The sequence below is a fragment of the Prosthecobacter sp. Pr1 genome, assembly GCF_057652315.1.
Genome location: NZ_JBYFBS010000004.1, coordinates 83,231 through 105,852, shown reverse-complemented (window position 1 = coordinate 105,852; position 22,622 = coordinate 83,231). Strand labels below are relative to the sequence as shown.

Below are 22,622 nucleotides of genomic sequence, written 5' to 3'. Positions count from 1 at the left end.
ATCCTCGCCACCTCATTTTCCCAGTCGTTCCAGCAGATTCTGCGTGATGCGTATCACTGCGGCATCACCACCCTGCAGGCCGTGCGCCCAGTCGGTGGTGGCGGCGGTGAAAACGGTGCCTCCACGTGTGTAGAGTCCCAGACAGGCCGCGCCCGTGCGTCCCTTCTCCCACTGCTCATACCATTCCGCATCATCGGGGTGCCAGCGCACCGGGCATGTAGCCAGGACTTCAAAGGTCTTCGGCGTCCCATCCTTGAAAGTCGGAAACGGCAGGCCGTCTTTCCATCTCAGTTCACAGCCATCGCATTCATAGCCCACGATGGTGTCCTTGCCGCCGAACTTGTCGCCACGCTTCAGGCCGGTGCCCGCCAGCACCCAGTGGTCGGGGCGGTGCACCTCATACTCCGCCGGATCAGTCATGAACTGCCCATGGCTTTTGCGATAGCCACCCCACAGAAAGCCGACCCCCGTCAGTTCGTTCTCAGGACGCTTCAGCAGATGATGGCTCCATGCCGTGCTCAGCGTTTTGAAGTCACGCGTCGCGAAGACGGGGTCCAGGTGGTAGTTCTGTTTGCAGCAGGTGAAGGCGTGGCCGTTGTCCTCGGCACGCACCTGCCAGCAGCACGTGTTCCCGCTGAAGAAGGCCACATTGCCACCCTTGCCGATCCACGCTTCCAAGTTGTCGCGCATCGGCGTGCTCCAGTACTCATCATGGCCCACGCTCAGCACCAGCTTGTAACTCGTCAGCATCTCCGGGCGAAATTCCAGATCGTCATTCGCGGCGAATTCAAGCGCGTAGCCATTCTTCTCCGCCCACTGCACAAAGGGCAGTTCCCACCGCGCAAACTGCGAAGGCCCCGGCCGCTCGAAGCTCACCCGATGCCCCTGGTTGTTCGAAAGGCTGTTGTAGGCATACACAGAAAATCCGCCCCAGTTGTTGTAGGCGTTGTACGTGTTCGTGCAAAGCTGCAGCAGGATCTTCGAGGTCGTGCCCGGTTGGGCCTGCCGCACAATAAACCACGTGCTGCTCTCCGCAGTGCGTTTGCCACGGTGCGTCCATTTGCCGCCCGCATCAGCCGCACGCAGGCTCACTTCATAGTAGCCGCTTTTCCACGCTGCACCGCTGGGCACGCGCACACTCTCCGGCCAGCGGCAGCCATTCGCAGACGCATCCTCAGGCACCGGATGGGCAGCACCGGGCACATCCGATTTCTTCCACACGACCTCCCGCGTGGCGCCCAGGCGCGCCACCTCGATCTCATACTTCGCCGCCGTCGTACTCACATGGATCGGAATTTCCTCCCCCTGCGCGATGCTCCGCTGCCAGGCATAGCCTTCGATGAACAGCGGTGCTGGATCCGCTGCATGCAGAGATGAGACGGCGAATAAGAGGAGAGCGAGAGTGCGGCGCATGCATACCGCTACGCGTGAGAAGGGCCGGCGCTTTCACGAAGCTCGATAGCAGTCTGGAGTATCGTCATCAGTCCGTTGAGTAAACGAAACATGCTCCCAACCGTAGGATGGGGATGGCGACAGCCCACCCGTCTGCGAGGATGTTGAAAACGTCCCACGATTTCAGTGCTCTCCAAGCCCGCACCGCAGCAAGCCCTACTGCTCCGCCTCAGACAGCTTCGCCGCTTCGCGCTTCAGGATGCGTCCCACCCGATGCTTCGCCAGGTACACCTGTGCCGCATTGACGCCAAGCTCCTTCTTCACGCGCTCAGGGCTCCAGCCCTTGATCACATAGCAGGAGAAAATCTGGAACTGACGCGGAGACACCAGCGCACGCACCCGGCGCAGCGCGATGTCCATCACCTTGTCCTGCCACTCTTTTTCCCACAGCTTCTCCAGCGCCACGCCATTCGGATCCGCGCAGCGATCGATCGGCGCCGTGCGGCGCTCGTCGGTTTCGTCCGCGTACAGATTGGCCTCACGGCTCTGCTGCTTCTTGCGTCGGCGGAACTGGTCCAGAATGCGCCAGCGTGCCTGGTTGAGGAGGAAGGATTTGAAGGAGCCCAGGCTGGTGTCGAACTTCTTCTTCTGCAGGTTCTTGGCCACGCCGATGAAGGTCTCCTGCACCACATCATTGGCCTCGTCATCACTCAGGCCCGTCTTGCGCGCCACGTGGAAGACGAAACCCGAATAGGTGCGGTAAAATTCATCCCAGCTGGCCCAGTCATCCCAGTTGTCCAATTTTTCAATGAGCGTCTTCCGGGTCGGGGGCGATCCAGAGGTCTCTCTGAGGAGTTCTTCAGTTTCAGCGACTTTCGGGAGGTCGGACATGCGGGGGCTGGATAGTAACGGCGGCTTGAGTGGAGGCAACGACGTTTTGTCATCCATTCGATAGATCGCCCTGCAGGCTGCCGTATTGCATTGTCCCCAAAACCAACCCCCCCGGCCCAACCACCCCAAATGCCGGTCAGACTTCCTATGCCAAATCATCGTCTCTTCCAGCCTGCCGTCGCGTCTCTCACGCTGCTGGCCCTGGGATTGAGCTCATGCAGCACGGGATTTTACAAGAAATGGGCTGACAAAGAGACCTATGGCATCCTCCGCAAAAAAGCCAGCAAGGTGCCAAATTCAGGGCAGGCGTTTCTAGACATTACTCCACCGCCACCGGTGAGGATGGAGGAACTCCGCAAAAACATGAAGAAGGAGGAGTTTCTGGGGGACCGCGCCTACTTGGAGGAGAATGCACGCGTGATCAGTCTGGCTGAGGCCTTGGACTACGCAGTGCATCGTAATCGCACCTATCTGGTCCAAAAGGAAACGGTCTACCTTGCCGCGCTGAACCTCACCCTCGTCCGGCAGCAGTACGGCCCTATCATTTCAGGCAGCGGTTCCACCACCAAGGCCAGCACCGATGCGGTCGCCGGCATCAACAATCTGGTCCGCACCTCCACGCTCACCACCACCGGAAATCTGGGGTTTTCCGCGCTCACTCGCACAGGGACCTTGCTGGCCACAAACCTGACCACCAATTTTGTGCGGTTCTTCACTGGCGGCAAAGACAGCGGCATCTCCCAGCTCGGCTTCTCCCTGGCGCAGCCGCTCCTCAGCGGTGCCGGCTATCTCTCCGCCTCGGAAGTACTCACTCAAAGTGAGCGCAGTGTCCTCTACGCGATTCGTACCTTTGCCCAGTATCGCAAATCCTTCGCTGTGGACATCGCCGCCCAGTACTACGGCGTCATCCAGTCCCGCGAGACCGCCCGCAACGCCTACCTCGCCTTCAAGGCCTTTGATTTTGTCGTGGCTCGTGAGACCGCCATGCAGAAGGAGAATGCCGCCAACAGCACCAAGTCTTCCGTCTTTCGTCTCGTTCAGTCCCGCATCGTGTTTGAGCGGTCTTGGATCAGCGCCATCCGCGACTACGAGCAGGCATTGGATGACCTGAAGGTTAATCTCGGACTGCCCGTCACCGAGCGTTTCGTCGTGGACTACAAGGACAAGGACGCCCTCCAGATCATCGAATCCCCCGGCACGCTGGATGAGGCCATCTCCATCGCCATGACCAACCGTCTCGACATCTGGAACCTGCGGGATCAGGTGGAGGACACCAGTCGGCGCGTTCTCATCGCCAAGCAGCAGGCGCTCCCAAGTGTCAACGCCCTGGTCAACTACAACATGCTCGACAACCCGGACCGCAACGACTTCACAATCGAGCCCCGCAACAAGAGCTACAGCGTGGGCCTGAACACCGATCTCAACCTCAATCAAAAGCCTGAGAGAAATATCCTGCGCTCATCCATCGTCGCCGAGCAGCAGGCCAGACGTGCCCTCGATCTCTTTGAAGAAAACACCCGCAGCGATGTCCGCACCGGCTGGCGTGATTTGCAGCTCGCCCGCAAGCAGTACGAACTCGCCAAGCTGGGCATGGAGATCAGCACGCAGCGTCTGGAGGTCGAAGAAGCCTTCAACGCCGAAGGCCTCGGCACTGCCATCAACCTCGTCGATGCCCAGCGCGACATGAACACCACGCGAAACCTCATGGTTTCCACCACCATCAATCACACGCTCGTCCGTCTCCGCCTCTGGCGGGACATGGGAGTGCTGTTCATTGAGAAAGACGGCGGCTGGGTGGACGTATTGAACAAGGAGAAGCCAAAAGGAGAATGAAGAAGGGAAAATCCAACAAAGGAATCATCATCGCAGGCGTCAGCGTCCTCGCTGTCGTCGGCTGGTGGAGCATGTCCGGCGGTGGCGCTGCAGCTGAAAAGGTGCCCACGCGCATTGTGCAGCGTGGCCCGCTCGAGATCACCGTGCTCCAGGGCGGGGAAATACGCGCCTTGCAAAACAATGAGGTGAAGAGCGAAATCGAAATCCCCACCAAAATTCTCAGCCTCATTCCTGAAGGCTATCTGATCAGCGAGGAAGACGTCAAAGATGGCAAGGTCTTGATCGAACTCGACAGCACCGACCTCAAAACCAAGATCGAGACCCACGAGATCGACTTTCAGACCACGGTTTCAAACTACATCGACGCCGATGAGAACCGCGAGATCCAGAAAAGTGAAAACCAAACTCTGGTCCGCGACGTGAAGCAGGTTGCCATCTTCGCCCTCATGGACTTTGAAAAGTACCTCGGGCGCGAAGTCACCGGCGCTATTCTCACCACGGCAGGTCTGCCCCCGGACGTGGATGCCTTTGAAAAATACGCGGATGTCCTGGAGACTCAGGCCAACGCCCAAGTTTCTTCGGAGGCGGCCCTCGCCAAACGCGGTGCCAATGCCAAGCCCGGCGTGGCCAAAAAAACAATTGCAGCACCTCCGGTCAGCGAAATGATCAACTTCACTCCCTTCCTTGAACAGAAGGCGCAGAGTGATGGTGAGGCCCAGCAGAAGCTGCGGCAGCTCGAGGACGATCTGTTGCTGCACCGCTCGGAACTGGCCCTCGCCAAGCAGAAGGTGGAATCCTCCAAGCGTCTCGCGGAGAAAAAATTCGTCACCTCCGCCCAGATGGAGAATGACTTGGTGGGCTTCGAAAAAGTGCAGCTCTCCGTGAAAACTTCGGAAACGGCGCTCGCCTTGTATAAAAAGTACGAATTCAGCAAGCATTGCGCCACCTACCTCGCCGCCTATCGTGAGGCGCTCAACAAGTTGCAGCGCACCATCCGCGCCAATCGCTCCCGCATGGCCCAGGCGGAGACCCGGTTCAGCACCGCCAAGCGGCGCTATGAAATGGAGCTCGCTCAGCGTGAAAACTTGGAGCTCCAGCTCAAGGCCTGCGTCATCAAGGCCCCGCAGCCCGGCTTGGTCGCCTACGGCGATTTGAACGCCAGCTCATCCTACAACTACAACAACAGCATCGAAGAAGGAGCCACGGTCCGCCTGCGTCAGACCTTGCTCACCATTCCGGACATGAGCCAGATGGGTGTCCGCGTCAACGTTCATGAATCCCAGATCAAAAAGGTGCGCATCGGCCAGCCCGTCAAAGTCCGCGTCGATGCCGAACCCGGCAAGGAGCTGGATGGTCGCGTTGCCGAACTCGCCGTGCTACCAGACTCCAGCAGCAGCCGTTACACGCCCAATCTGAAAGTCTATCCCTGCACCATTCACATCAACGGCTACCACCCCTGGATGAAGCCGGGCATGAACGCCAAGGTCGAGATCATCGTCGATCAACTGGCCGATGTGCTCTACGTCCCGGTTCAGTCCATTGAGGTCGATCAGGATCATCATTTCTGCTACATCAGCAACAACGGCAATCTGGAACGCCGGGAGATCAGCACCGGTCTCTTCAATGATGAATTCATCGAGGTGCGTGATGGTCTGCAGGGCGGCGAAGCCGTGGCCCTGGCACTCCCGAAGAAAGCCGAAACCGACATGGGAGGTGCGGTCAAATCTGAACCTGAAGGCGGTCAGCCCAAAGCCAAACCTTCCAAGCCCAAGGACAAAGCCGTGGCGATCGCCAAACCGTGATGCCGGACACCGATCCCATCATCAAGCTGGTGGACATCTGCAAGAGTTACCAGATGGGGGAGACCACCCAGCACGTGCTGCAGGGCGTCTCACTCTCCATCTATCCTGGAGAATACGTCTGCATCATGGGCCCTTCCGGCTGCGGCAAGTCCACCCTGCTCAATGTCCTCGGTTGTCTCGATCAGCCCACCTCTGGCGACTACTTCCTCGGCGGTCTCAATGTCGCGCATCTTGAGGATGACGATCTCTCCGCCGCGCGGAACAAAAACCTCGGCTTCATCTTCCAGAGCTACAATCTCATCCAGCAGCTCAGCGTCATCGAAAACATCGCCGTGCCGATGTACTATGGCGGCGCGAAAGACTCAGAGATGATCGAAACCGGCACCCGGCTTGCCAGCCAGGTCGGCCTTGAGCACCGCCTCCATCACAAGCCCAACGAACTTTCCGGTGGTCAGCAGCAGCGCGTCGCCATCGCTCGCGCCCTGTCGAACAGCCCGCTCGTCATTCTCGCCGACGAAGCCACTGGCAATCTCGACTCCAAGTCCGGCAAGGAAATCCTCGATCTCTTCGACGATCTCAATCAGCAGGGCAAGACCCTCGTCTTCGTCACCCATGACGAACGCATGGTCCAGCGCTGCACCCGCATCATCCGCCTCCGCGACGGCGTCATCGAACACGACCAGGCCGGCGCCAAAGCCGACCGCCTCCGCGGCAAAGTCATCGGCGAGCACTACGGCCTTGCCGCCTGAATCGGGCAGAGTGAAGTCCACGGTGCCAGGGAGCGCGGGTCTCCGAACCCGCAGCACTCCGCAAGCACCCATCCCTCCGCGCAGCAGTCCGCAGATTCCCTGCGTGGCACGCGCCTCCGCGCATCTGGATCTCTTTGCCATTTGAACTCTCTCCCGCACTGCTGCAATGATCCCATCCCATGGCCCAATACATTGTTCAGCCCGGCGACAATCCCACTCACATCGCGAATTCTTTTGGCATGACGCTGGATCGCTTTCAAGAGCTGAACCCCGCGCTGGTTGATTGGGGTTCCGGGAAATGGAAGGTGCTGTTTCCGGGCCAGATCGTGACCATCGACGGCGGTGGAGATTACGCAGCGCCTGAAACCGCTGCGGCTGCTCCCACAAATTTTGCGGCACCGCCGCCTTGGATGCAGATCGCCATCATGGAAGTGGGCGTGCAGGAGTGGGCGGGAGCAGCAGACAATCCGCGCATTCTGGAGTATCTGCGGAGCTGCGGGATCAGCGGCAATCTGCTGCACGATGAAACCGCCTGGTGCGCCGCTTTCGTGAACTGGTGCGTGAAGAATTCCGGCTACCAGCCCCGCGGCAGCGCCAAAGTTTCCGACTGGTGGAGCTGGGGCCGCCCGGTGGTCGCGACCTACGGTGCCATCTGCATCTTGCAGCCCCTCACAGTGGATCAGGCCGGCAGCGGCCACATCGGATTCCTGCACGCACAGGACGCCACCAACGTCTGGCTCCTCAGCGGCAACTCCCACAATCAGGTGCGCATCTCCGCCTATCCAAAGTCCAAACTGATCCCCAACGCCCCGTTTCGCTGGGCATTTTGAGGGATGCTCAAGGCTTCATGTCTGTGACATGCTTGATCAGCAATCCAGAAAAAGGAAGCATGCCGTGCATCCCTGCCATTCAAGATGCGCGCGTGACGCAGCGCTGGTAGTGAAACGCTGTGCGGGTCCGAATTTTCGGGTCTATGGTTTCGCGGGCGCTCAAAAAGGTGCGCCGTCCTTGAAGTGTGGAACGGCGGGAGCGGTGGTTGGTCGGATTGCTGCCATGTCCCAATCTAACGGAGTAAGCTCTGTTTTACCGCCTTTCACGACTTGGGTTCCCTTAGACTCTTCTTCAATCGCTGACGATATCATAACAAGCTCAAGTGAAAACAGGTCTGTTAGTTGACAAGGCATGAGGGCTCTCTGGACCGTAGATACCATGTGGGCGGAGTCACCGAAGCGGATCGGTGATAAGAAGGGAGTGTTGAGCAACCCTGAACACACCACCCACATGGCCAAACAAACTACCCAAAGCATCAAGACAAACAAGAGCGGCAAAGCGGCGAAGACGACGTTGAGCAGCAAGGAGCCGGCTGCCGCAAGCATCGCGGTGAAGCCGGAAACATCGGCTGCGCAGTCTGCGCCAGCACGTGGTCTGCCGCAAGACCGACGCCGCCACCGTGCAGCCCGCGCAGCGCATGAAGCCGCAGGAACTGGTGGCGCAAGGGCGCGTGGAGTGCGCTGAGCAAACGGCTGCCGCAGCATCTCAAAGATCTGCTTGAGCCGCTGGTGCAGGTGCTCGTGAAGCTTGATGAACTCATCGCGCAGCGCGAAGCAGAGATCGAAGCGCGGGCCGCTGCGGCGACGTCGCGGCCCAAGGGGCTCGGAGCGCTCACCGAACGCATCATCGAAAACGAAGTGCTCGACTGGACCCGGTTCAACAACCGGCGGCAGGTCAGCAGCTATACCGGGCTGTGTCCCAGCGAGCACAGCAGCGGCGGCAAACGCAGGCAGGGCGGCATTAATAAACATGGCAATCCCCGGCTGCGGCATGCGCTGGTGGAATCGGTGTGGCGGTTCATCCGGCTGCAGCCCGGATGGAAGCGGCTGCTCAAAGTGGTGGAGCGCCTGAAGGGCGATGGCGGCAGAGCTCCGGCCAACAAGAAAAAGATCGCCGTGGCCCTGGCGCGCGAGCTTGCCGTGGACCTCTGGCGGCTCAACACCGGACGCAGCACGCTGGAGGCCCTTGGACTCATCGCTGCAAAGACGGCCGCATGACACGGTGCTGGTGAGCACGCGAAGTGACTCATCCCAAACCCGAGTGAACCCATCGCGACATCAAGCCCCAAGACACAGCCCTCGCCAACACAGACACCCCTTTCCCCCCCCCCGAGACCCCTTTGGAACGGCGCGGCGCGCTCGACACCCGTCCTGGTCAGTGAGAGCTGACCGACTCGTAGATGGAGCCGCCGCCCGTTCCTCCAGCCGCAAACGAATGAAGTAACATGCACTGATCCGCAGAGATCACGTGCGGATAGCAGGATGGAAAGCGCTTGAGTCCAGGCGCCCTAGCTGGAGGAAGCCGTCACCCATCGCATCAACAACCCACCCCCGACACGAGGCGAATCACTCGCCGCAGAGGTCCCCAAAAAACGAAAGACAAAGAAAACAACAACACACCTTTGACAGAGCCCTCATAGCAGGATGGGTGTGTTTGGCGACCAAGACACTCATCAACATGCGAATGCCTCTTCGCCAAACCGCCCGACTGCGAGGGCGTAACTATGCCGGTGTGTTTGTTAAACGCTCATAGACGGGCGGGCTGTCGCCACGCCCATCCTACGAAGCGGCTCGCTACTTTGAGATCTGAAGGTGAAAAGGTCGCTCCTCCTCACACGATTTCCCAGCCCTTGCGGTAGTCGCGGCGCACCATTTTGTCCGCATTGGCGCTGTTTGGAATCTTGAGCGCGGGCGCATCCCAGATGAGGTTTTCATTCGGGAAGGCGCTCGCAAGGCAGCCGAGAAGCACCGCCTCTGTCAGCGGTCCTGCGTAGTCAAAATTGGCGGAGGGCTTCTTGTCGCCCTTCAGGCAGCAGTCGATGAAGTCTGCCCAGTGGTCACGGGGCTCCAGCTTGGGATAAGCGCCGAATCTGGCAAACTTCTCACGTGGATAAAGCAGCGGCGTGGAGCCGTGCGGAGAAAGCAGCACGCCCTCGGTGCCCAGGTAGATGGTGCCCTGGCCGGGGAACTTTGCCACATCACCCACCAAAGCCATGACTTCCGCCGGCGGACGCGCATCGCCATCGGTCCAGGTCACCTTCACGGTTTCGCCAGCGGTGTACTTCGTGCCTTTGAAGGTGTATTCCACGACAGCATTGATGGCCCAGTTGTCCTTGTTGGGCACAGGGCCGCTGGATTTCACCGAGATCGGAGCGGCGAGATCCAGCGAGCGGAACCAGCCGCTGAACATATGGCAGCCCATGTCTCCAAGGGTGCCGGTGCCAAAGTCGCGGCGCTTGCGCCAGTTGCTCGGATGATCGTAGCCCTGGATGTAGCTGCGCTCAGCGGCAACACCGAGCCACTTGTCCCAGTCGAAGCCCGCAGGGATCGGATCGCTCTTCGTCGGACGCACTTCGAGGTCGCCCCACTTCTTGTTCGAAAAGGTGTGGGCTTCCTTCACCTTGCCGATGGCCCCCATTTGAATCAGCGCCACCGCATGGCGTTCCGTGAACGCCGAGGAAATCTGGATGCCCATCTGTGTCATCACACCCTTTTCACGCGCACGCTCCACCATCTGGCGGCACTCCCACAGGTTGTGTGCCAGCGGCTTCTGCCCGTACACATGCTTGCCTTTCGCGATGGCGGCCAGGCCGATGCTTCCGTGCATGTGGTCAGGCGTGGAAACGTTCACGCTGTCGATGTTTGCCGATTCCTTTTCCAGCAGTTCACGCCAGTCCTGGTACACCTTGATGTTCGGCCATTTTTCCTGCGCCTTGGCAAAGTTGCGGGTGTCCACATCACACACCGCCGTCAGTTCCCACATCGGGTGGTTGGACATGGCGCTCATGTCCGCCATGCTCATGCCCGAGGCACCGAAGGCCGCATGGCGCAGCTTGCCGTTCGGAGAAGCGGCACGCATTCCGGTGGTGACCCAGGGGGCGGCGAACAGCGTGGCGGCGGACTGACGGATGAAATGGCGGCGTGATTGCATGTGGAATGAATAGGTGGAGCGCGAAAATACGTTGCGCGGCCTGCCCATCTTCCGTTTCTCTTTGCCAAGATATGAACGCCCTCTCCGAACGCCTGCAAGCCATCCGCGACCGCATCACCGCCGCCGCCCAGCGTTGCGGCCGTGATCCCGCTTCGATCGAACTGCTCGCCGTCTCCAAAACCTTCCCCGTCGAAGCGATCCGCGAAGCCGTGGATGCCGGTCAGCTTCTCTTTGGTGAAAACAAAGTGCAGGAAATCCTCGCCAAAGCCCCGCAGCTTCCCGCGAACCTGCACTGGCATCTCATCGGCCATCTCCAGTCCAACAAGGTCCGCAAAGTCCTCCCGCATGTGAAGGCCATCCACAGCATCGGCTCGCTCGATCTCGCACGGGATGTGGACCGCATCGCCGGAGAACTCGGCCTCTTTCCCCAGGTCTACATCGAGGTCAATCTGGCCGCCGAAAGCAGCAAGCACGGCTTCAGCGCCGAACAGCTCCGCACCAGCCTCGAAGCCTTGTATTCGCTCAAGCGCCTCGAAATCCAGGGCCTCATGTGCATTCCGCCCTTCGATGCCGACCCTGCGAAAAGCCGCCCCTACTTCACACACCTGCGCGAGCTCCGCGACGAACTCGAACAACGCGGCGGCGCACCCCTCCCGCGCCTCAGCATGGGCATGAGCCACGACTTCGAAATCGCCATCGAAGAAGGTGCCACCATCGTCCGCGTCGGCAGCGCCATCTTCGGCGAACGTACCTACCAGACCGCTGCATGAGCCAGCGTGCCGACAAATGGCTCCACCACGTGCGCGTCTTCAAAACACGCACCCTCGCCACCCAGGCCTGCGCCCGCGGCAACGTCACCATCGACGGCCAGCCCGTGAAAGCCTCGCGCGATCTCAAACCCACCGACGTCCTCGAAGTCGTGCGTGGCGATCTCCGCCTGCGCCTGCGTGTCATCGCCTTCTCCCCCCAACGCCTCGGTCCGCCCAAAGTCCCCGAGTTTTGCGAAAACCTCACCCCCATCGAATGGATCCAACGCGCCAGCGAACTCCGCCGCGAACGCGAACTCATCCAGCCCCGCGCGCATGAAGTCGTCGCCAAGCCGGACAAGAAGCAACTGCGCGAACTGCGGAAGTTTTGGGAGGAGCACAGCGAGTGAGGAAAATACTCGTGAGCTTTAGCTCGCTCTGGAAAATGCACCGCCCTTCCCAATGTGAGCTAAAGCTCACGCACGGTGTGACTCTCTACGAAAGGCTCTGCGTAGTAAATCAACAAGCGCGTCGGGGATGACCCAATGCAGTAACGCCCCAACATGCCACAACGGAACTGGAATTGAGCGTGTCGGAAACATTCTCTCCAACAAAATGGCGCTGCCAGGAAATAAGTAATGTGATAACTCGACGTCGCCATGCGGCTGGAACGTTAGCATCCAAGCGACGACGGCAAGCACTCCGACTCCAATGCCGCACGAAGTGCCAATGTATGCTCGAATATTCACTACGTGCGCAGCGGCCTGACGTCTAAGCCGTCCGAGCACCAGAGCAGAGTTAGAAAATGCTGCCAGAAATTTCTTGTCACAGCATGTGCGCGCCTTCAAACCCTCACCCTTCGCCACAACTCCGCGAACTGCGCAAATTCTGGGAAGAGCAGACCTGGCAGCCGCCTTCGCCAGCACGCAGAGCTAGCGCTTAAAGGGAAGACGTGCTCACTTTCTTTACATCCTGCTTCTCATAAGTCGGCGCAGTGGCCATTCTCACCACGATGTCTTCACGGTCTTTCCACGTGTCCCGGTCCCAGCGGTCCTTCATGCCACGCAAGCACCATGCCGCTGTCTCCTGCTGTCCGAGGATGAGTGAAACCAGCCCATAGTCGCTGCGTAGTTTCAGGCTAAAGGGGTAGGTTTCGATGCCCTGCTTGATAACCATGCGCATCAGCTTCATGTCCAGTCGTGGGATGAGATGCTCATAATTGCCGTTCAGCACCACCCAGCGCAGGCAGTAGGCGGCATTTTCAGGGTGGGCTCCTGCGGCGATCTCTTTCAAGGTGGCGGCGATCAAAGCTCCGCCGAGTTCTTTGTTGCGATCCAAATAGCGGCACAGGCTGACCTGCATGTGAAGATAGTCCGGGAATGTTTTCATGCCCTCCTGAAACGTGGCCGCGACGGCTTCCATGGTGGCTCCCTGGCAGCGGTGCAGGTCCAGCTGGGTCGAATACCATTCCGGGCACGTGCGCGGAGCTTCCGACAAAAGAGCCTGCGCTTTGGCAATACGCTGCTGGTAGGCGGCATACTTGTCGGTCGGGGGCCTGTCCGACTTCTCATACGCATGCTTCGCGTACTCGAGATAGAAGTGAGCCTCGGCAATGCGCGCAGAAACGGAAACCTCCACGGCCTTCCGCCAGCGGACGATTCCCGCCAGCATTTCATCCCAGGCCGTCTCGCTGTTCCTTTCCCAATCAAGGGGCACCGTGGCTCCATAGCACAGAAACAGCGCGCGTTGTCCCGAGGGCAGGGCCAGTTGGGTGCTTCGGGTGGCTTTGAAAAGGTGCTCCAGTGGCCCGATTCCTCCGTCCTGAATCCGCAGCCGTACCATGTCCATCATGGCTTTGTACATCGCGTCACCGTCAAATTCGTCTCGTTCCTTCGGGAATCGATAGGCTTCGAACTTCTTGTTGATCATCAGCGCATACATGGCGCAAAAGTGCTCATTATAATGCATCTGCTTGCGCACCCAGGTGACTCCGCGGTCACGGCTGAGCAGCATTGAAAAGCGCAGCTTCGTGTCGATCAGATCCAGCCCTTCACGCGCCGCCTTCACGTCGCCATAATAGAGCAGCGTGTAGCATCGTGCCAGCAGGATGGCCCCCGCGTCGTGGTAGGATTTGTATTCGTGCGCCTTTTCCCAGCTCTGAAAATTGTGGATCTGTTCTGAAAGCCGCAGGGCCTCAGGCAGCACATGGGCCAGTGCTTCATCCATGTCGGGGATGTTTTTCAGGTTTCGCGAATGCGCCCAGTATTCAGCGGCCATTTGAAAATCTTCCACCTTGTCCCGCGTCCGGGGATCACGCGCCTCCCGGCGAAGCTGCTGCATCTTATGCTCAGGCAGCGGGGCTTGCGCCAGAACCTGAGCGCAGAAGCAGAGGAGGAGAAAAGGAAGAAGAAAAGACTGCATTATGAAAATTATAATGCAGATGACTCTTGGGTCAATGGCTGCCTTCTCTCCGCAATTAAACTTACTCCGCCTTCGCCTTCCCTTTGCCCTTCTTCCCCTTGCCGGGTTTATCCGACTTGGTGTCCAGCGTAAACGGCGGGCCTTCAAACGGCACGGGATCCATCGTCACTCGTGGATCGCCCACAGCCTTGAGCTTCTCCTGCAGCTCCGCCGCCATCTTGGCTTTCACATCCGCATACGCAGATTCTTTGGCCACGTTGATCGTGGAGTCAGGATCTTTGCTGAGATCATACAGCTCCTCTTCGGGGCGCTTGGCAAAGGCATAGTCGAAGTACCACTTGTACTGCGAGTCGTTGCGATGCTCGATCAGCCAGGCCTTGGCGGGAGAGGAATCCATGTCAGGAAAAGCGGCATAGGTGTCATTCTCCAGCGCGTCCTGTGAAGGGGTAAAGCTGTCGGTCAGCGATTTGTAGTCCCCCATCGGCATGCGCTCAGGCTTGAAGTTGTGGATGTAGAGGAAGCCGTCCTTGCGCAGCGCACGCTGCGGGTAGGGGAGGTTGCCTTCCCGGGCGATGCTCACGTGGCGCTCACGACCGGTGATGACGTAGTCGCGTTCCTTCTCGATCTGGCCGGACTTGCCGGACTTCATCAAGCTCACGAGGCTCTTGCCGTTCACCCCTTCAGGAATTTTGGCCCCACCGATCTCCATGAATGTGGGCGCTAGGTCCATGAGGTTCACGAAATCCTCGATATACCGTCCGCCCGGTTGTCCCGGCCAGCGGATTGCGAGCGTCACATTCACGCCAAAGTCATAGAGGTTGCACTTGCCGCCGGGGAATCCGGGCGCGCCATGGTCGCCGCTGATGACGATGACCGTGTTATCGTACTCGCCCGCCTCTTCCAGCCGCTTGATGATCACCCCCACCTGGGCATCGAAGGCCTGGATTTCACCGAGGTAGCTGCCAAAGTCCTCGCGGAATTCCGGCACATCGGGCAGGTGCTTGGGCAGCTTGCCCTTCAAGTCGTCCGGATTGATGCCCCATTGCGCCTGTCCGCTGCCTTTGACCCACTTGCGATGCACGTTGGTGGGCCCATGCCAGAAGGCGAAGGGCGCGCCTTTGGGGCGGGCGGCAAGGAAGCTGTCGAAATTACCCCGCACCTCGTCGTAGATCTGCTGCTTTGCCGCCTCCAGCGGCACACCATTGGCGACCATCTTGGTGACCTCTTCCGAGAACTGATTGCAACGCCCGCCACTCTTCTGATACGCAAACTGCTGGCCGCCATAAGGCGCGTCCGCAGGCTCGCCGGGACTCCAAACCTTGAAGGACTTGCCGAGGTGGTAGCCCTGCTCCTTGAGCTGCAGCGGATAGCTCGGGATCGCCGGGTCCCACACCGCACCGTTCAGGATGGCGGCGCGTCCGCAGTTGAAGAAATAACGGCCTGACAGCAGGGAACTCCGGCAGGGCGTGCAGCTCGGAGCGTTCACATAGGCCCGGCGAAACAGCGCACCCTCGCGGGCAATGCGGTCGATGTTCGGCGTCTTCACCACCTGGTTGGGTGAAGGAAATTTCTCGTGCTCTGCGTAGATGCTCGCATAGCGGCCCCAGTCATCGGCAAAGAGAAAGAGGATGTTCAGCGGCTTGTCAGCCGCAGTGGCGAGGGTGGTCAGGGCTAGGCAGCAAAGAAGAAAACGCATGGCTGCGTCATAACGAGGGCTTGGCGCGTAAACCTTCGCAAAAATAAGCGTAAACAACGCAGCGACACCCCGGCATTGCTCAGGAACCTCAATCCATGATTCACTCACTGCTCGATACCACTCAAGTCATCCGCATCCTTGACATTGAAGGAGTTCCGTTTGAAGTCTGCGTTGAGGCGGTCGCCAGCCATGATCGCAGCACAAACCTGCTCACAGTGCAGCTGCGCGCCTTCCTCCGTGCCGAAAAGCACGATCACATCGGTGAAGTCTCCACTCCCTCCTGGCTGCCCACCGCACATGCCGTTACCGAGCACGTCAGCGCAGAGGAAGCGCATGAGGTTGCAAACGATGTCCTCGCCAGCTGGCGGCAGAAAGTGGCAGGCTGTCTGCCTCAGTAGCCGGGGACGAACCTCTGTCTTGATGGTTGCACTAAGAACGTTTCACCCCATGAATAGGCGCGCATGAACCACTTTCGAATTCTCTGCCTCACGACCACATTGACGTGTGCCTCCTGCAGCGTCGGGCCAAACTTCAAACTGCCGGATGTGCTGATGCCCTCCAAGTGGAAGAATGGCGGCACTGCCAGCACGGCGGACATCCCCGTCCCCGGTGAATGGTGGAAGCTGTTTGGCTCCTCTGAACTGAACCGGCTGGAAGAACGCGCAATGGAGAACAATCAGGAGCTGCGCAGTGCTCTGGCACGTGTCGAAACCGCTCGCGCGCTAGTCGGCGTGCAGCAGGCGGACTGGTTCCCCCAGCTCGACATGAAAAATGGGATGAATTATGAGCGCCTTTCGCAAAGCTCCTTTGGTGCCAACCTTCCCCCCGGTGTCTCCCTGCCCAAGACGCAACGCCGCCGGTTTCAAAACCTGCTCGAACTGGGCTGGGAATTTGACCTCTGGGGCCGGGTGCGTCGCGGTGTGGAAGGCTCCAAAGCCTCCCAGTTTGCCGCCATGGAGACTCTCTCCGCCAGGCGTCTGACCCTCGCCGCAGAAGTGGCGCGGTTGTACTTCCTGACTCATTCGCTGGATCGTCAGATGCAGGTCGTGATCAGCACGCAGACCTGGCGCGAAGAAGCGCTGAAGCTTCAGGAATCACGCTTCAAAGGCGGCCTGGCGAACGAAATGGACGTGGCCCGCGCCCGGACGGAACTGGAGCTCGCCCGCAACGATCTGGCCGCACTGGAGCGCCAGCGCGGCAATGCCGAAAACGCTCTCGCGGTCATCTGCGGTGAAATCCCTTCGAACTTCCACATCGCCAAGGCCACCAGCCTGCCAAGGCCGCCGAAAGTGCCCGGCGGGCTGCCCTCCACACTCCTGCAGCGTCGGCCTGACATCCGCGCGGCAGAGCAGAAAATGCGTGAGGCGAACGCCAAGGTGGGAGTTTCCACGGCCTCGTTCTACCCGGCCTTCAGCATCGTCGGCAGCGGTGGTCTGGAAAGTATCGGTGCCGAGAATTTCTACGATCAGCGCAGCCGCATCTTGAGCATTGGACCCAGCATGACCTTGCCGATTTTTCAGGGTGGAAGGCTGCGGGCAAATTTGAAGGCCAGCAAGGCGGCTTACGACGAGACTCTGGCCAACTACCGCCAGAGCATTCTGGTGGCCCTGCAGGAAGTCGAGGACAGCCTCATCGATGCGAGAGCCTACGCCAAGCAGGGGCAGGCGCTGGATGCAGCCATCGCCGCCGCGCAGGAGACGCAGCGTCTGGCCGAACTGCGCTACCAGAAAGGTCTCGCCAGCTACTTTGAAGTCGTGGATGCCAACCGCACCGTGCTCAATGCCAAGCTGCTTTCCGCCCAGGTGGAAGGCCAACGCCTCATGGCTGCTGTGGCGATGCTGAAGGCTCTCGGCGGCGGCTGGCAGTGATCAGAGGCTGGTGCAAAAGTGGGGGACGGATGAGGGCGAAACATTCTGTTTGCCGATTCCTTTCATGCGGCGATGGAATTGAACCGGCTCAGCCAACCCCCAACTTCAAGCCATGCAATTGCGCACCCTTCTAGCCTCCTTCCTGCTTTCCAGCCAGGTTCTTCACGCAGCCGATCATGACATCGTCATCTACGGCGGCACCTGCTCTGCCGTCATCGCCGCCGTGCAGGCCAGGAAGATGGGCAAGAGCGTGATCGTTGTGTCTCCGGACAAGCACCTCGGCGGATTGAGCAGCGGCGGCCTTGGTTTCACCGACACCGGCAACAAGGCTGTTATCGGCGGTCTCTCCCGCGATTTTTATCATCGCGTCTGGCAGCACTACGACAAGGACTCCGCCTGGGTGCAGCAGAAAAAATCCGAATACGGCGGCAAAGGCCAGGGCACGCCTGCGGTGGATGGCGAAAACCGCACGATGTGGATCTTTGAGCCGCATGTGGCGGAGCAGATCTTTGAAGATTACGTCAAGGAGTTCGGTCTCGAAGTGGTGCGCGACGAGTGGCTGGACCGCGCCAAGGGCGTGAAAAAGGACGGCGATAAAATCACCTCCATCACCACCCTCAGCGGCAAGACCTACGCTGGCAAAATGTTCATCGATGCCACCTACGAAGGCGATCTGATGGCGGCTGCCGGCGTGGACTATCACGTGGGCCGTGAGGCGACTTCTGTGTATGACGAGAAGTGGAATGGCATTCAGGTCGGTGTACTGCATCACCGCCACCACTTCGGCGCGGTGAAGGAGCCGATCAGCGCCTACAAGGTGCCGGGAGATCCCAAGAGCGGCGTTCTACCACGCGTGAGCACAGCGCCTCCAGGTGAATACGGTGCTGGCGACAAGCGCGTGCAGGCCTACTGCTTTCGCTCCTGCTACACGAATGATCCGAGCAACCGCATCCCTTTTCCCAAGCCGGAAGGTTATGATGCGGGCCAGTACGAAATCCTGCTGCGCGTGCTGAATGCAGGCTGGGGCGAGTTCTTCGAAAAGTTCGATCCCATTCCAAACCACAAGACCGACACCAACAATCACGGGCCCTTCAGCTTCGACAACATCGGCTACAATTACGACTACCCCGAAGGCAGCTATGAAAAGCGCCGCGAGATCATCGCCGAGCACCGCCAGTATCAGCAGGGCTTGCTGTGGTTCGTGGCCAACGACCCCCGCGTGCCCAAGAAGGTGCAGGAAGAGCTTCAGACCTGGGGCCTGCCCAAGGATGAATTCACCGACAACGGCAACTGGAGCCACCAGCTCTACATCCGCGAAGCACGCCGCATGATCGGCAGCTACGTGATGACCGAAAACGAACTGCTCAAAAAGCGCCCCACGCCCGACAGCGTCGGCATGGGCAGCTACGGCATCGATTCCCACAACATCCAGCGCTACATCACGCCCGAGGGTTTTGTGCAGAACGAAGGCGACATCGGCATCAGCACCAAAGGCCCCTATGAGATCGCCTACGGCTCACTGGTTCCCAAGAAAGGGCAGGGGAGCAATCTCCTCGTCCCCGTCGCCATGTCCGCCAGCCACATCGCCTACGGCAGCATTCGCATGGAGCCCGTGTTCATGATCCTCGGCCAGAGCGCCGCCACCGCAGCAGTGCTCGCCATGGATGCAGGCATTCCTGTCCAGGACGTGCCGTATGAGCAGCTCAAGAAACAGATTCTCAAAGACGGCCAGATCCTGCACTACGACGGCCCCAAGACCATGCGCGGCGTGGACCCCAAAACGATCAAAGGCATCGTCATGGATGACACCGAGGCCAAGGTCACCGGCTCATGGCATGAAAGCGGCGCCGCCAAGTCCTTCATCGGCGACGGCTACCAGCACGACAGCAACGCCAAGGACGGCAAAAGCAGCCTGCGCTTTGAGCCAAAGCTCACCAAGCCCGGCAAATACCGCCTCATGCTCGCCTCCCCGCCCAACAGCAACCGCGCCAGCAACGCCCCCGTGGAAATCCAGTACGCAGGTGGCGTGAAAAAGCTCAAGATCGACCTCAAGTCCCCCCAGCCCGCTGAAGGCGTGTTCTGGATCGACCTCGGCGAATACGAATGCGGCAACGACACCGCCATCACCATTTCCAATGAAGGCACTGACGGCTACGTGGTCGTGGATGGCGCACGCTGGCTGCCGGTGGAGGACTGAGGCATGAGCAAGGATACGCTGCTGCGGCGCTGCCGCTTGGTTCTGGGCCTCTTCATCATCGGCCTGATCCTCAGCGGACTCACGGCTTTCCCATTGCTGCATGAACTGCGGCTGATGGCTTCGTGGCTCGGCATCCAGCATCACGCCGAGTACGCCAGTCACAGCGGGCTGTCCTTCTGGATCGGCTATGTTTGGCATGGGCTGGAGGTCACTCAGGCGCAGTTTCCTTTCGTTGCCTACGGCACGGACTGGCTGGCGTTCGGCCACCTCATGATCGCGGTCTTTTTCATCGCCGGGCCCTGGCGTGATCCGCTGCCCAATGCCTGGGTTTTAAAGGTGGGCCTCTTTGCCTGTGCCGCAGTTTTTCCTCTGGCGCTGATCTGCGGAGCAGTGCGCGGCATCCCTCTCTACTGGCGGCTGGTGGACTGTTCTTTTGGCCTTTTTGGAGCCCTGCCGCTGCTTTACTGCCTGCATCTGGTGCGCCAAATGTCCGCAGGAACTTCACGCAATTCGTAATTTTCGCCTTTGCCGGGGCGTATGCTGAACGACCCCTACCTCATTGTCATGTCCACCATCCGTCATTTGATCCTCATCACCGCAGCCTGTGCCACCAGTGCCTTTGCGGCGTACCCCACTTTTACCACCACGGCGCCAAACGGCGGCCAGCGTGGCACGGAGGTGAAACTCACCGTCACGGGGACCCAGCTGGCTGACTTTGAGAGCATGATCTTCTTCTCCCCCGGCTTCACCCAGAAGAGCGTGGACAAGGTGGAACCCAACAAGGTGCAGCTCACCATCGGCATCGCTCCGGATGTGCCGCCGGGAAATCACCTCATGCGCATCCGCACGAAGTCCGGCATGTCGCATGCCCGCCAGTTCTTCGTGGGCATCTTCCCGAACGTGGATGAGAAGGAGCCCAACAGCGACTTCGAATCTCCGCAGGTCATCCAGCTCAATCAAACCATTGAGGGCGTCGTGCAAAACGAAGACGTGGACTACTACCGCGTCAGCCTCAAGAAAGGCCAGCGCCTCTCCGTCGAAGTGGACGGCCTCCGCCTCGGCTACACCGTGTTTGACCCCTTCCTGGCCATCATTGACAAAGACCGCTTCGAAAAGGTGATCTCTGACGACACCATCCTCCACCGTCAGGATGGTTACTGCTCTTATGTGGCTGAAGAAGATGGCGACTACACCGTCATGATCCGCGAATCCTCCTACCGTGGCGGTGGCAATTCCTACTACCGCCTGCACGTCGGCGGTTTCCGCCGCCCTGATGTCGTCTATCCCGCCGGTGGCAAGATCGGCTCCAAGACCAAAGTGCGCCTCATCGAGCGCGACAGCTCCTTTGAAGAAGAGGTTCAGCTGCCAGCGGAAATCGACCCTGACTACATGCTCTTCTCGAAGTCCCAGGAGCCCGCTCCTTCCGGCAACCCATTCCGTCTTGTCAACTATGACAACGTGCTCGAAGCCGAGCCCAACGATGAGCAGGCGAAGGCCACGGTCGCCCCAGGTTCCCCAATCGCCCTCAACGGCATCATCGAGAAACCCGGTGACATCGATTTCTTCAAAGTGCCGCTCAAGAAAGGCATGACGCTGGAAGTGCAGGCCTTTGCTCAGAGCCTCGGCTCCCCGCTCGACAGCGTGGTGAACATCTACAATGCCAAAGGCGGCTCCATCAGCGGCAACGACGACGGTGGTGGCCGCCGCCGTCTCGACAGCAAGTTCAAAGTCGCCATTCCAGCGGACGGCGACTACTTCGTGCGCGTGGCCGATCATCTGGAACGCGGCGGTGCCAACTACGTCTATCGCCTTGAACTCATCGCCGCAGAGCCTGAGGTCTTCTTCGCCTCGCCTCAGTACTCGGTGAACGACAACAACTACCGCCAGTTCATCGCTGTTCCCAAAGGCGGACGCTATGCCACGCTCGTCAACGTCAGCCGCAACAACGTCGGCGGCGACTTCAAGTTTGACGTCCAGAACATGCCCCAGGGCGTGAAACTGCTCACCGAAATGGCCCCGAAAGACCTCGGCAGCGTGCCGTTGCTTTTTGAAGCCACTGCGGATGCACCACTCGGTCATCAGGTCGTCCCCATCTCTCTCAATGCCGTCGATCCGAACACCAAGACACGTGGCAAGCTGCGCCAGGAGTTCGACATCGTGCGCAATGGCAACGTCGTCTACTACACCCAGATCGAAGACCGCCTGCCCGTCGCCGTCGTGGAGGAGGCTCCCTACTCCCTCGAAATCGTCAAGCCTGCCGTGCCGCTGGTGAACAACGGCATTCTCGAACTCAAGGTCGTCTCCAAGCGCAAGGAAGGCTTCAAGGCCCCCATCCGTGTGCTCATGATCTGGAAGCCCAACGGTGTCAGCGCCTTGGGCGAGCAGACCATTCCGGAAGGCCAGAACGAGTGCGTCTTCCAGCTGGATGCCAATGCTGGCACGCCTGCCGGTTCTTGGAATTTCACCGTCATGGGTGAGGCCGATGCCGGCAAGGGCCGCATCTACAATGCGTCTCCATTCACGGCAGTCGTCACCGCGCCGGCCTACATCACCGCGCCGGCCATCCCGCTCGTCGCCGTGGAGCAGGGCAAGGAAGCCGTCATGGTCGCCAAGCTGGAGCAGCTCCTGCCATTCGATGGCGAGGCCACCGCCCAGGTTCTCGGCGTCCCGGACACCATCCCGATCGAGCCTGCCAAGATCACCAAGGACACCAAGGAAGTTTCCTTCAAGGTGAAGACGAACGACAAGTCGCCCATCGGCAAGCAGGCCAACCTGTTTGTGCGTGTCGATGTTCCTGTGAAGGGCACCAATGCCACCACGATCCATCGCATTGCGCTCGGCTCCATCCTGCGCATCGACGCCCCTCGCAAGGTGGTCACTCCGCCACCCGCAGCCCCCGTCCTCGCTGCCAACAAACCCAAGGAAGCCCCCAAGCCTGCTGCTCCGGCCGCTCCGAAAGTTCTCTCCCGTCTTGAGCAGCTCCGTCTGGAAGCCGCAGGTGCTAAGAAATAAGCCAGCTGCTCAGCTTTGAATTTGTGATGAGGAA

At 59.7% G+C, this 22,622-nt stretch carries 18 protein-coding genes; 13 read left to right on the top strand and 5 right to left on the bottom strand.

Annotated elements, in window-relative coordinates; all coding sequences use genetic code 11:
- Positions 1 to 12: 12 nt before the first annotated feature.
- Together AC24GY_RS08095 and AC24GY_RS08090 are read right to left on the bottom strand one after the other, a co-directional pair.
- Positions 13 to 1,413 carry a N,N-dimethylformamidase beta subunit family domain-containing protein gene (locus AC24GY_RS08095; protein WP_487681839.1) on the bottom strand — a complete coding sequence of 467 codons (1,401 nt, stop codon included), beginning with the start codon at positions 1,411 to 1,413 and terminating at the stop codon, positions 13 to 15.
- A gap of 195 nt (positions 1,414 to 1,608) precedes the next feature.
- The gene (locus tag AC24GY_RS08090; RefSeq protein WP_422318621.1) at positions 1,609 to 2,283 is read right to left on the bottom strand and encodes a sigma-70 family RNA polymerase sigma factor; all 675 of its coding nucleotides are present in this window, start codon (positions 2,281 to 2,283) and stop codon (positions 1,609 to 1,611) included.
- Between the two features lie 147 nt (positions 2,284 to 2,430).
- Between AC24GY_RS08090 and AC24GY_RS08085 the strand changes: the two genes are divergently transcribed.
- From AC24GY_RS08085 to AC24GY_RS08060, 6 genes are all read left to right on the top strand, one after another.
- Entirely contained in the window at positions 2,431 to 4,116 is a 1,686-nt protein-coding gene (locus tag AC24GY_RS08085) for a TolC family protein (RefSeq protein ID WP_487681837.1), read from the top strand.
- Positions 4,113 to 5,918, top strand: coding sequence for a hypothetical protein (locus AC24GY_RS08080; RefSeq protein WP_487681835.1), 1,806 nt, complete (start codon positions 4,113 to 4,115; stop codon positions 5,916 to 5,918). The genes AC24GY_RS08085 and AC24GY_RS08080 overlap by 4 nt, the downstream gene beginning before the upstream one ends.
- Positions 5,918 to 6,667 (top strand): ABC transporter ATP-binding protein, encoded by a 750-nt coding sequence (locus AC24GY_RS08075; protein WP_422318615.1) that lies wholly within the window; start codon positions 5,918 to 5,920, stop codon positions 6,665 to 6,667. The genes AC24GY_RS08080 and AC24GY_RS08075 overlap by 1 nt, the downstream gene beginning before the upstream one ends.
- Before the next feature lie 179 nt (positions 6,668 to 6,846).
- Positions 6,847 to 7,497, top strand: coding sequence for a C40 family peptidase (locus AC24GY_RS08070; RefSeq protein WP_422318613.1), 651 nt, complete (start codon positions 6,847 to 6,849; stop codon positions 7,495 to 7,497).
- Between the two features lie 451 nt (positions 7,498 to 7,948).
- Positions 7,949 to 8,182, top strand: coding sequence for a hypothetical protein (locus tag AC24GY_RS08065; RefSeq protein WP_487681833.1), 234 nt, complete (start codon positions 7,949 to 7,951; stop codon positions 8,180 to 8,182).
- Positions 8,183 to 8,232: 50 nt separating this feature from the next.
- A complete protein-coding gene (locus AC24GY_RS08060; RefSeq protein WP_487681832.1) occupies positions 8,233 to 8,715 on the top strand; it encodes a transposase in 483 nt (160 codons plus the stop codon).
- Positions 8,716 to 9,328: 613 nt separating this feature from the next.
- On the opposite strand, the gene AC24GY_RS08055 is transcribed toward AC24GY_RS08060, so the two are convergent.
- Positions 9,329 to 10,648: a Gfo/Idh/MocA family protein gene (locus AC24GY_RS08055; protein WP_487681830.1), complete on the bottom strand. Its 1,320-nt coding sequence runs from the start codon at positions 10,646 to 10,648 to the stop codon at positions 9,329 to 9,331.
- Positions 10,649 to 10,719: 71 nt separating this feature from the next.
- Here AC24GY_RS08055 and AC24GY_RS08050 point away from each other — a divergent pair, with 71 nt between their 5' ends.
- The gene (locus tag AC24GY_RS08050; protein WP_487681829.1) at positions 10,720 to 11,418 is read left to right on the top strand and encodes a YggS family pyridoxal phosphate-dependent enzyme; all 699 of its coding nucleotides are present in this window, start codon (positions 10,720 to 10,722) and stop codon (positions 11,416 to 11,418) included.
- A complete protein-coding gene (locus tag AC24GY_RS08045; protein WP_487681827.1) occupies positions 11,415 to 11,804 on the top strand; it encodes an RNA-binding S4 domain-containing protein in 390 nt (129 codons plus the stop codon). Before AC24GY_RS08050 ends, AC24GY_RS08045 begins: the two co-directional genes overlap by 4 nt.
- 529 nt (positions 11,805 to 12,333) lie before the next feature.
- Here AC24GY_RS08045 and AC24GY_RS08040 read toward each other — a convergent pair.
- Positions 12,334 to 13,815: a hypothetical protein gene (locus AC24GY_RS08040; protein WP_487681825.1), complete on the bottom strand. Its 1,482-nt coding sequence runs from the start codon at positions 13,813 to 13,815 to the stop codon at positions 12,334 to 12,336.
- A 61-nt stretch (positions 13,816 to 13,876) separates the two neighbouring features.
- On the bottom strand, positions 13,877 to 15,511 hold the full coding sequence (locus tag AC24GY_RS08035) for a sulfatase family protein (protein WP_487681823.1): 1,635 nt from the start codon (positions 15,509 to 15,511) through the stop codon (positions 13,877 to 13,879).
- 95 nt (positions 15,512 to 15,606) lie between these two features.
- Between AC24GY_RS08035 and AC24GY_RS08030 the strand changes: the two genes are divergently transcribed.
- The 5 genes from AC24GY_RS08030 to AC24GY_RS08010 all read left to right on the top strand — a co-directional run bounded on the left by AC24GY_RS08030 (position 15,607) and on the right by AC24GY_RS08010 (position 22,588).
- The gene (locus AC24GY_RS08030) at positions 15,607 to 15,909 is read left to right on the top strand and encodes a hypothetical protein (RefSeq protein WP_487681821.1); all 303 of its coding nucleotides are present in this window, start codon (positions 15,607 to 15,609) and stop codon (positions 15,907 to 15,909) included.
- Between the two features lie 63 nt (positions 15,910 to 15,972).
- Complete coding sequence (locus tag AC24GY_RS08025; protein ID WP_487681819.1) at positions 15,973 to 17,379, top strand: efflux transporter outer membrane subunit; 1,407 nt, start codon at positions 15,973 to 15,975, stop codon at positions 17,377 to 17,379.
- Between the two features lie 112 nt (positions 17,380 to 17,491).
- Positions 17,492 to 19,576 carry an FAD-dependent oxidoreductase gene (locus AC24GY_RS08020; RefSeq protein ID WP_487681817.1) on the top strand — a complete coding sequence of 695 codons (2,085 nt, stop codon included), beginning with the start codon at positions 17,492 to 17,494 and terminating at the stop codon, positions 19,574 to 19,576.
- Positions 19,577 to 19,579: 3 nt separating this feature from the next.
- Positions 19,580 to 20,092 carry a hypothetical protein gene (locus AC24GY_RS08015; protein WP_487681815.1) on the top strand — a complete coding sequence of 171 codons (513 nt, stop codon included), beginning with the start codon at positions 19,580 to 19,582 and terminating at the stop codon, positions 20,090 to 20,092.
- 21 nt (positions 20,093 to 20,113) lie between these two features.
- The gene (locus AC24GY_RS08010) at positions 20,114 to 22,588 is read left to right on the top strand and encodes a PPC domain-containing protein (RefSeq protein ID WP_487681813.1); all 2,475 of its coding nucleotides are present in this window, start codon (positions 20,114 to 20,116) and stop codon (positions 22,586 to 22,588) included.
- Positions 22,589 to 22,622: the final 34 nt, after the last annotated feature.

Coding starts and splice junctions, on each gene's coding strand:
- AC24GY_RS08030 (WP_487681821.1), top strand. CDS start 15,607: ATGATTCACTCACTGCTCGATACCACTCAAGTCATCCGCATCCTTGAC.
- AC24GY_RS08085 (WP_487681837.1), top strand. CDS start 2,431: ATGCCAAATCATCGTCTCTTCCAGCCTGCCGTCGCGTCTCTCACGCTG.
- AC24GY_RS08050 (WP_487681829.1), top strand. CDS start 10,720: ATGAACGCCCTCTCCGAACGCCTGCAAGCCATCCGCGACCGCATCACC.
- AC24GY_RS08040 (WP_487681825.1), bottom strand. CDS start 13,815: ATGCAGTCTTTTCTTCTTCCTTTTCTCCTCCTCTGCTTCTGCGCTCAG.
- AC24GY_RS08095 (WP_487681839.1), bottom strand. CDS start 1,413: ATGCGCCGCACTCTCGCTCTCCTCTTATTCGCCGTCTCATCTCTGCAT.
- AC24GY_RS08070 (WP_422318613.1), top strand. CDS start 6,847: ATGGCCCAATACATTGTTCAGCCCGGCGACAATCCCACTCACATCGCG.
- AC24GY_RS08010 (WP_487681813.1), top strand. CDS start 20,114: ATGCTGAACGACCCCTACCTCATTGTCATGTCCACCATCCGTCATTTG.
- AC24GY_RS08065 (WP_487681833.1), top strand. CDS start 7,949: ATGGCCAAACAAACTACCCAAAGCATCAAGACAAACAAGAGCGGCAAA.
- AC24GY_RS08075 (WP_422318615.1), top strand. CDS start 5,918: ATGCCGGACACCGATCCCATCATCAAGCTGGTGGACATCTGCAAGAGT.
- AC24GY_RS08090 (WP_422318621.1), bottom strand. CDS start 2,283: ATGTCCGACCTCCCGAAAGTCGCTGAAACTGAAGAACTCCTCAGAGAG.
- AC24GY_RS08025 (WP_487681819.1), top strand. CDS start 15,973: ATGAACCACTTTCGAATTCTCTGCCTCACGACCACATTGACGTGTGCC.
- AC24GY_RS08035 (WP_487681823.1), bottom strand. CDS start 15,511: ATGCGTTTTCTTCTTTGCTGCCTAGCCCTGACCACCCTCGCCACTGCG.
- AC24GY_RS08020 (WP_487681817.1), top strand. CDS start 17,492: ATGCAATTGCGCACCCTTCTAGCCTCCTTCCTGCTTTCCAGCCAGGTT.
- AC24GY_RS08080 (WP_487681835.1), top strand. CDS start 4,113: ATGAAGAAGGGAAAATCCAACAAAGGAATCATCATCGCAGGCGTCAGC.
- AC24GY_RS08045 (WP_487681827.1), top strand. CDS start 11,415: ATGAGCCAGCGTGCCGACAAATGGCTCCACCACGTGCGCGTCTTCAAA.
- AC24GY_RS08015 (WP_487681815.1), top strand. CDS start 19,580: ATGAGCAAGGATACGCTGCTGCGGCGCTGCCGCTTGGTTCTGGGCCTC.
- AC24GY_RS08055 (WP_487681830.1), bottom strand. CDS start 10,648: ATGCAATCACGCCGCCATTTCATCCGTCAGTCCGCCGCCACGCTGTTC.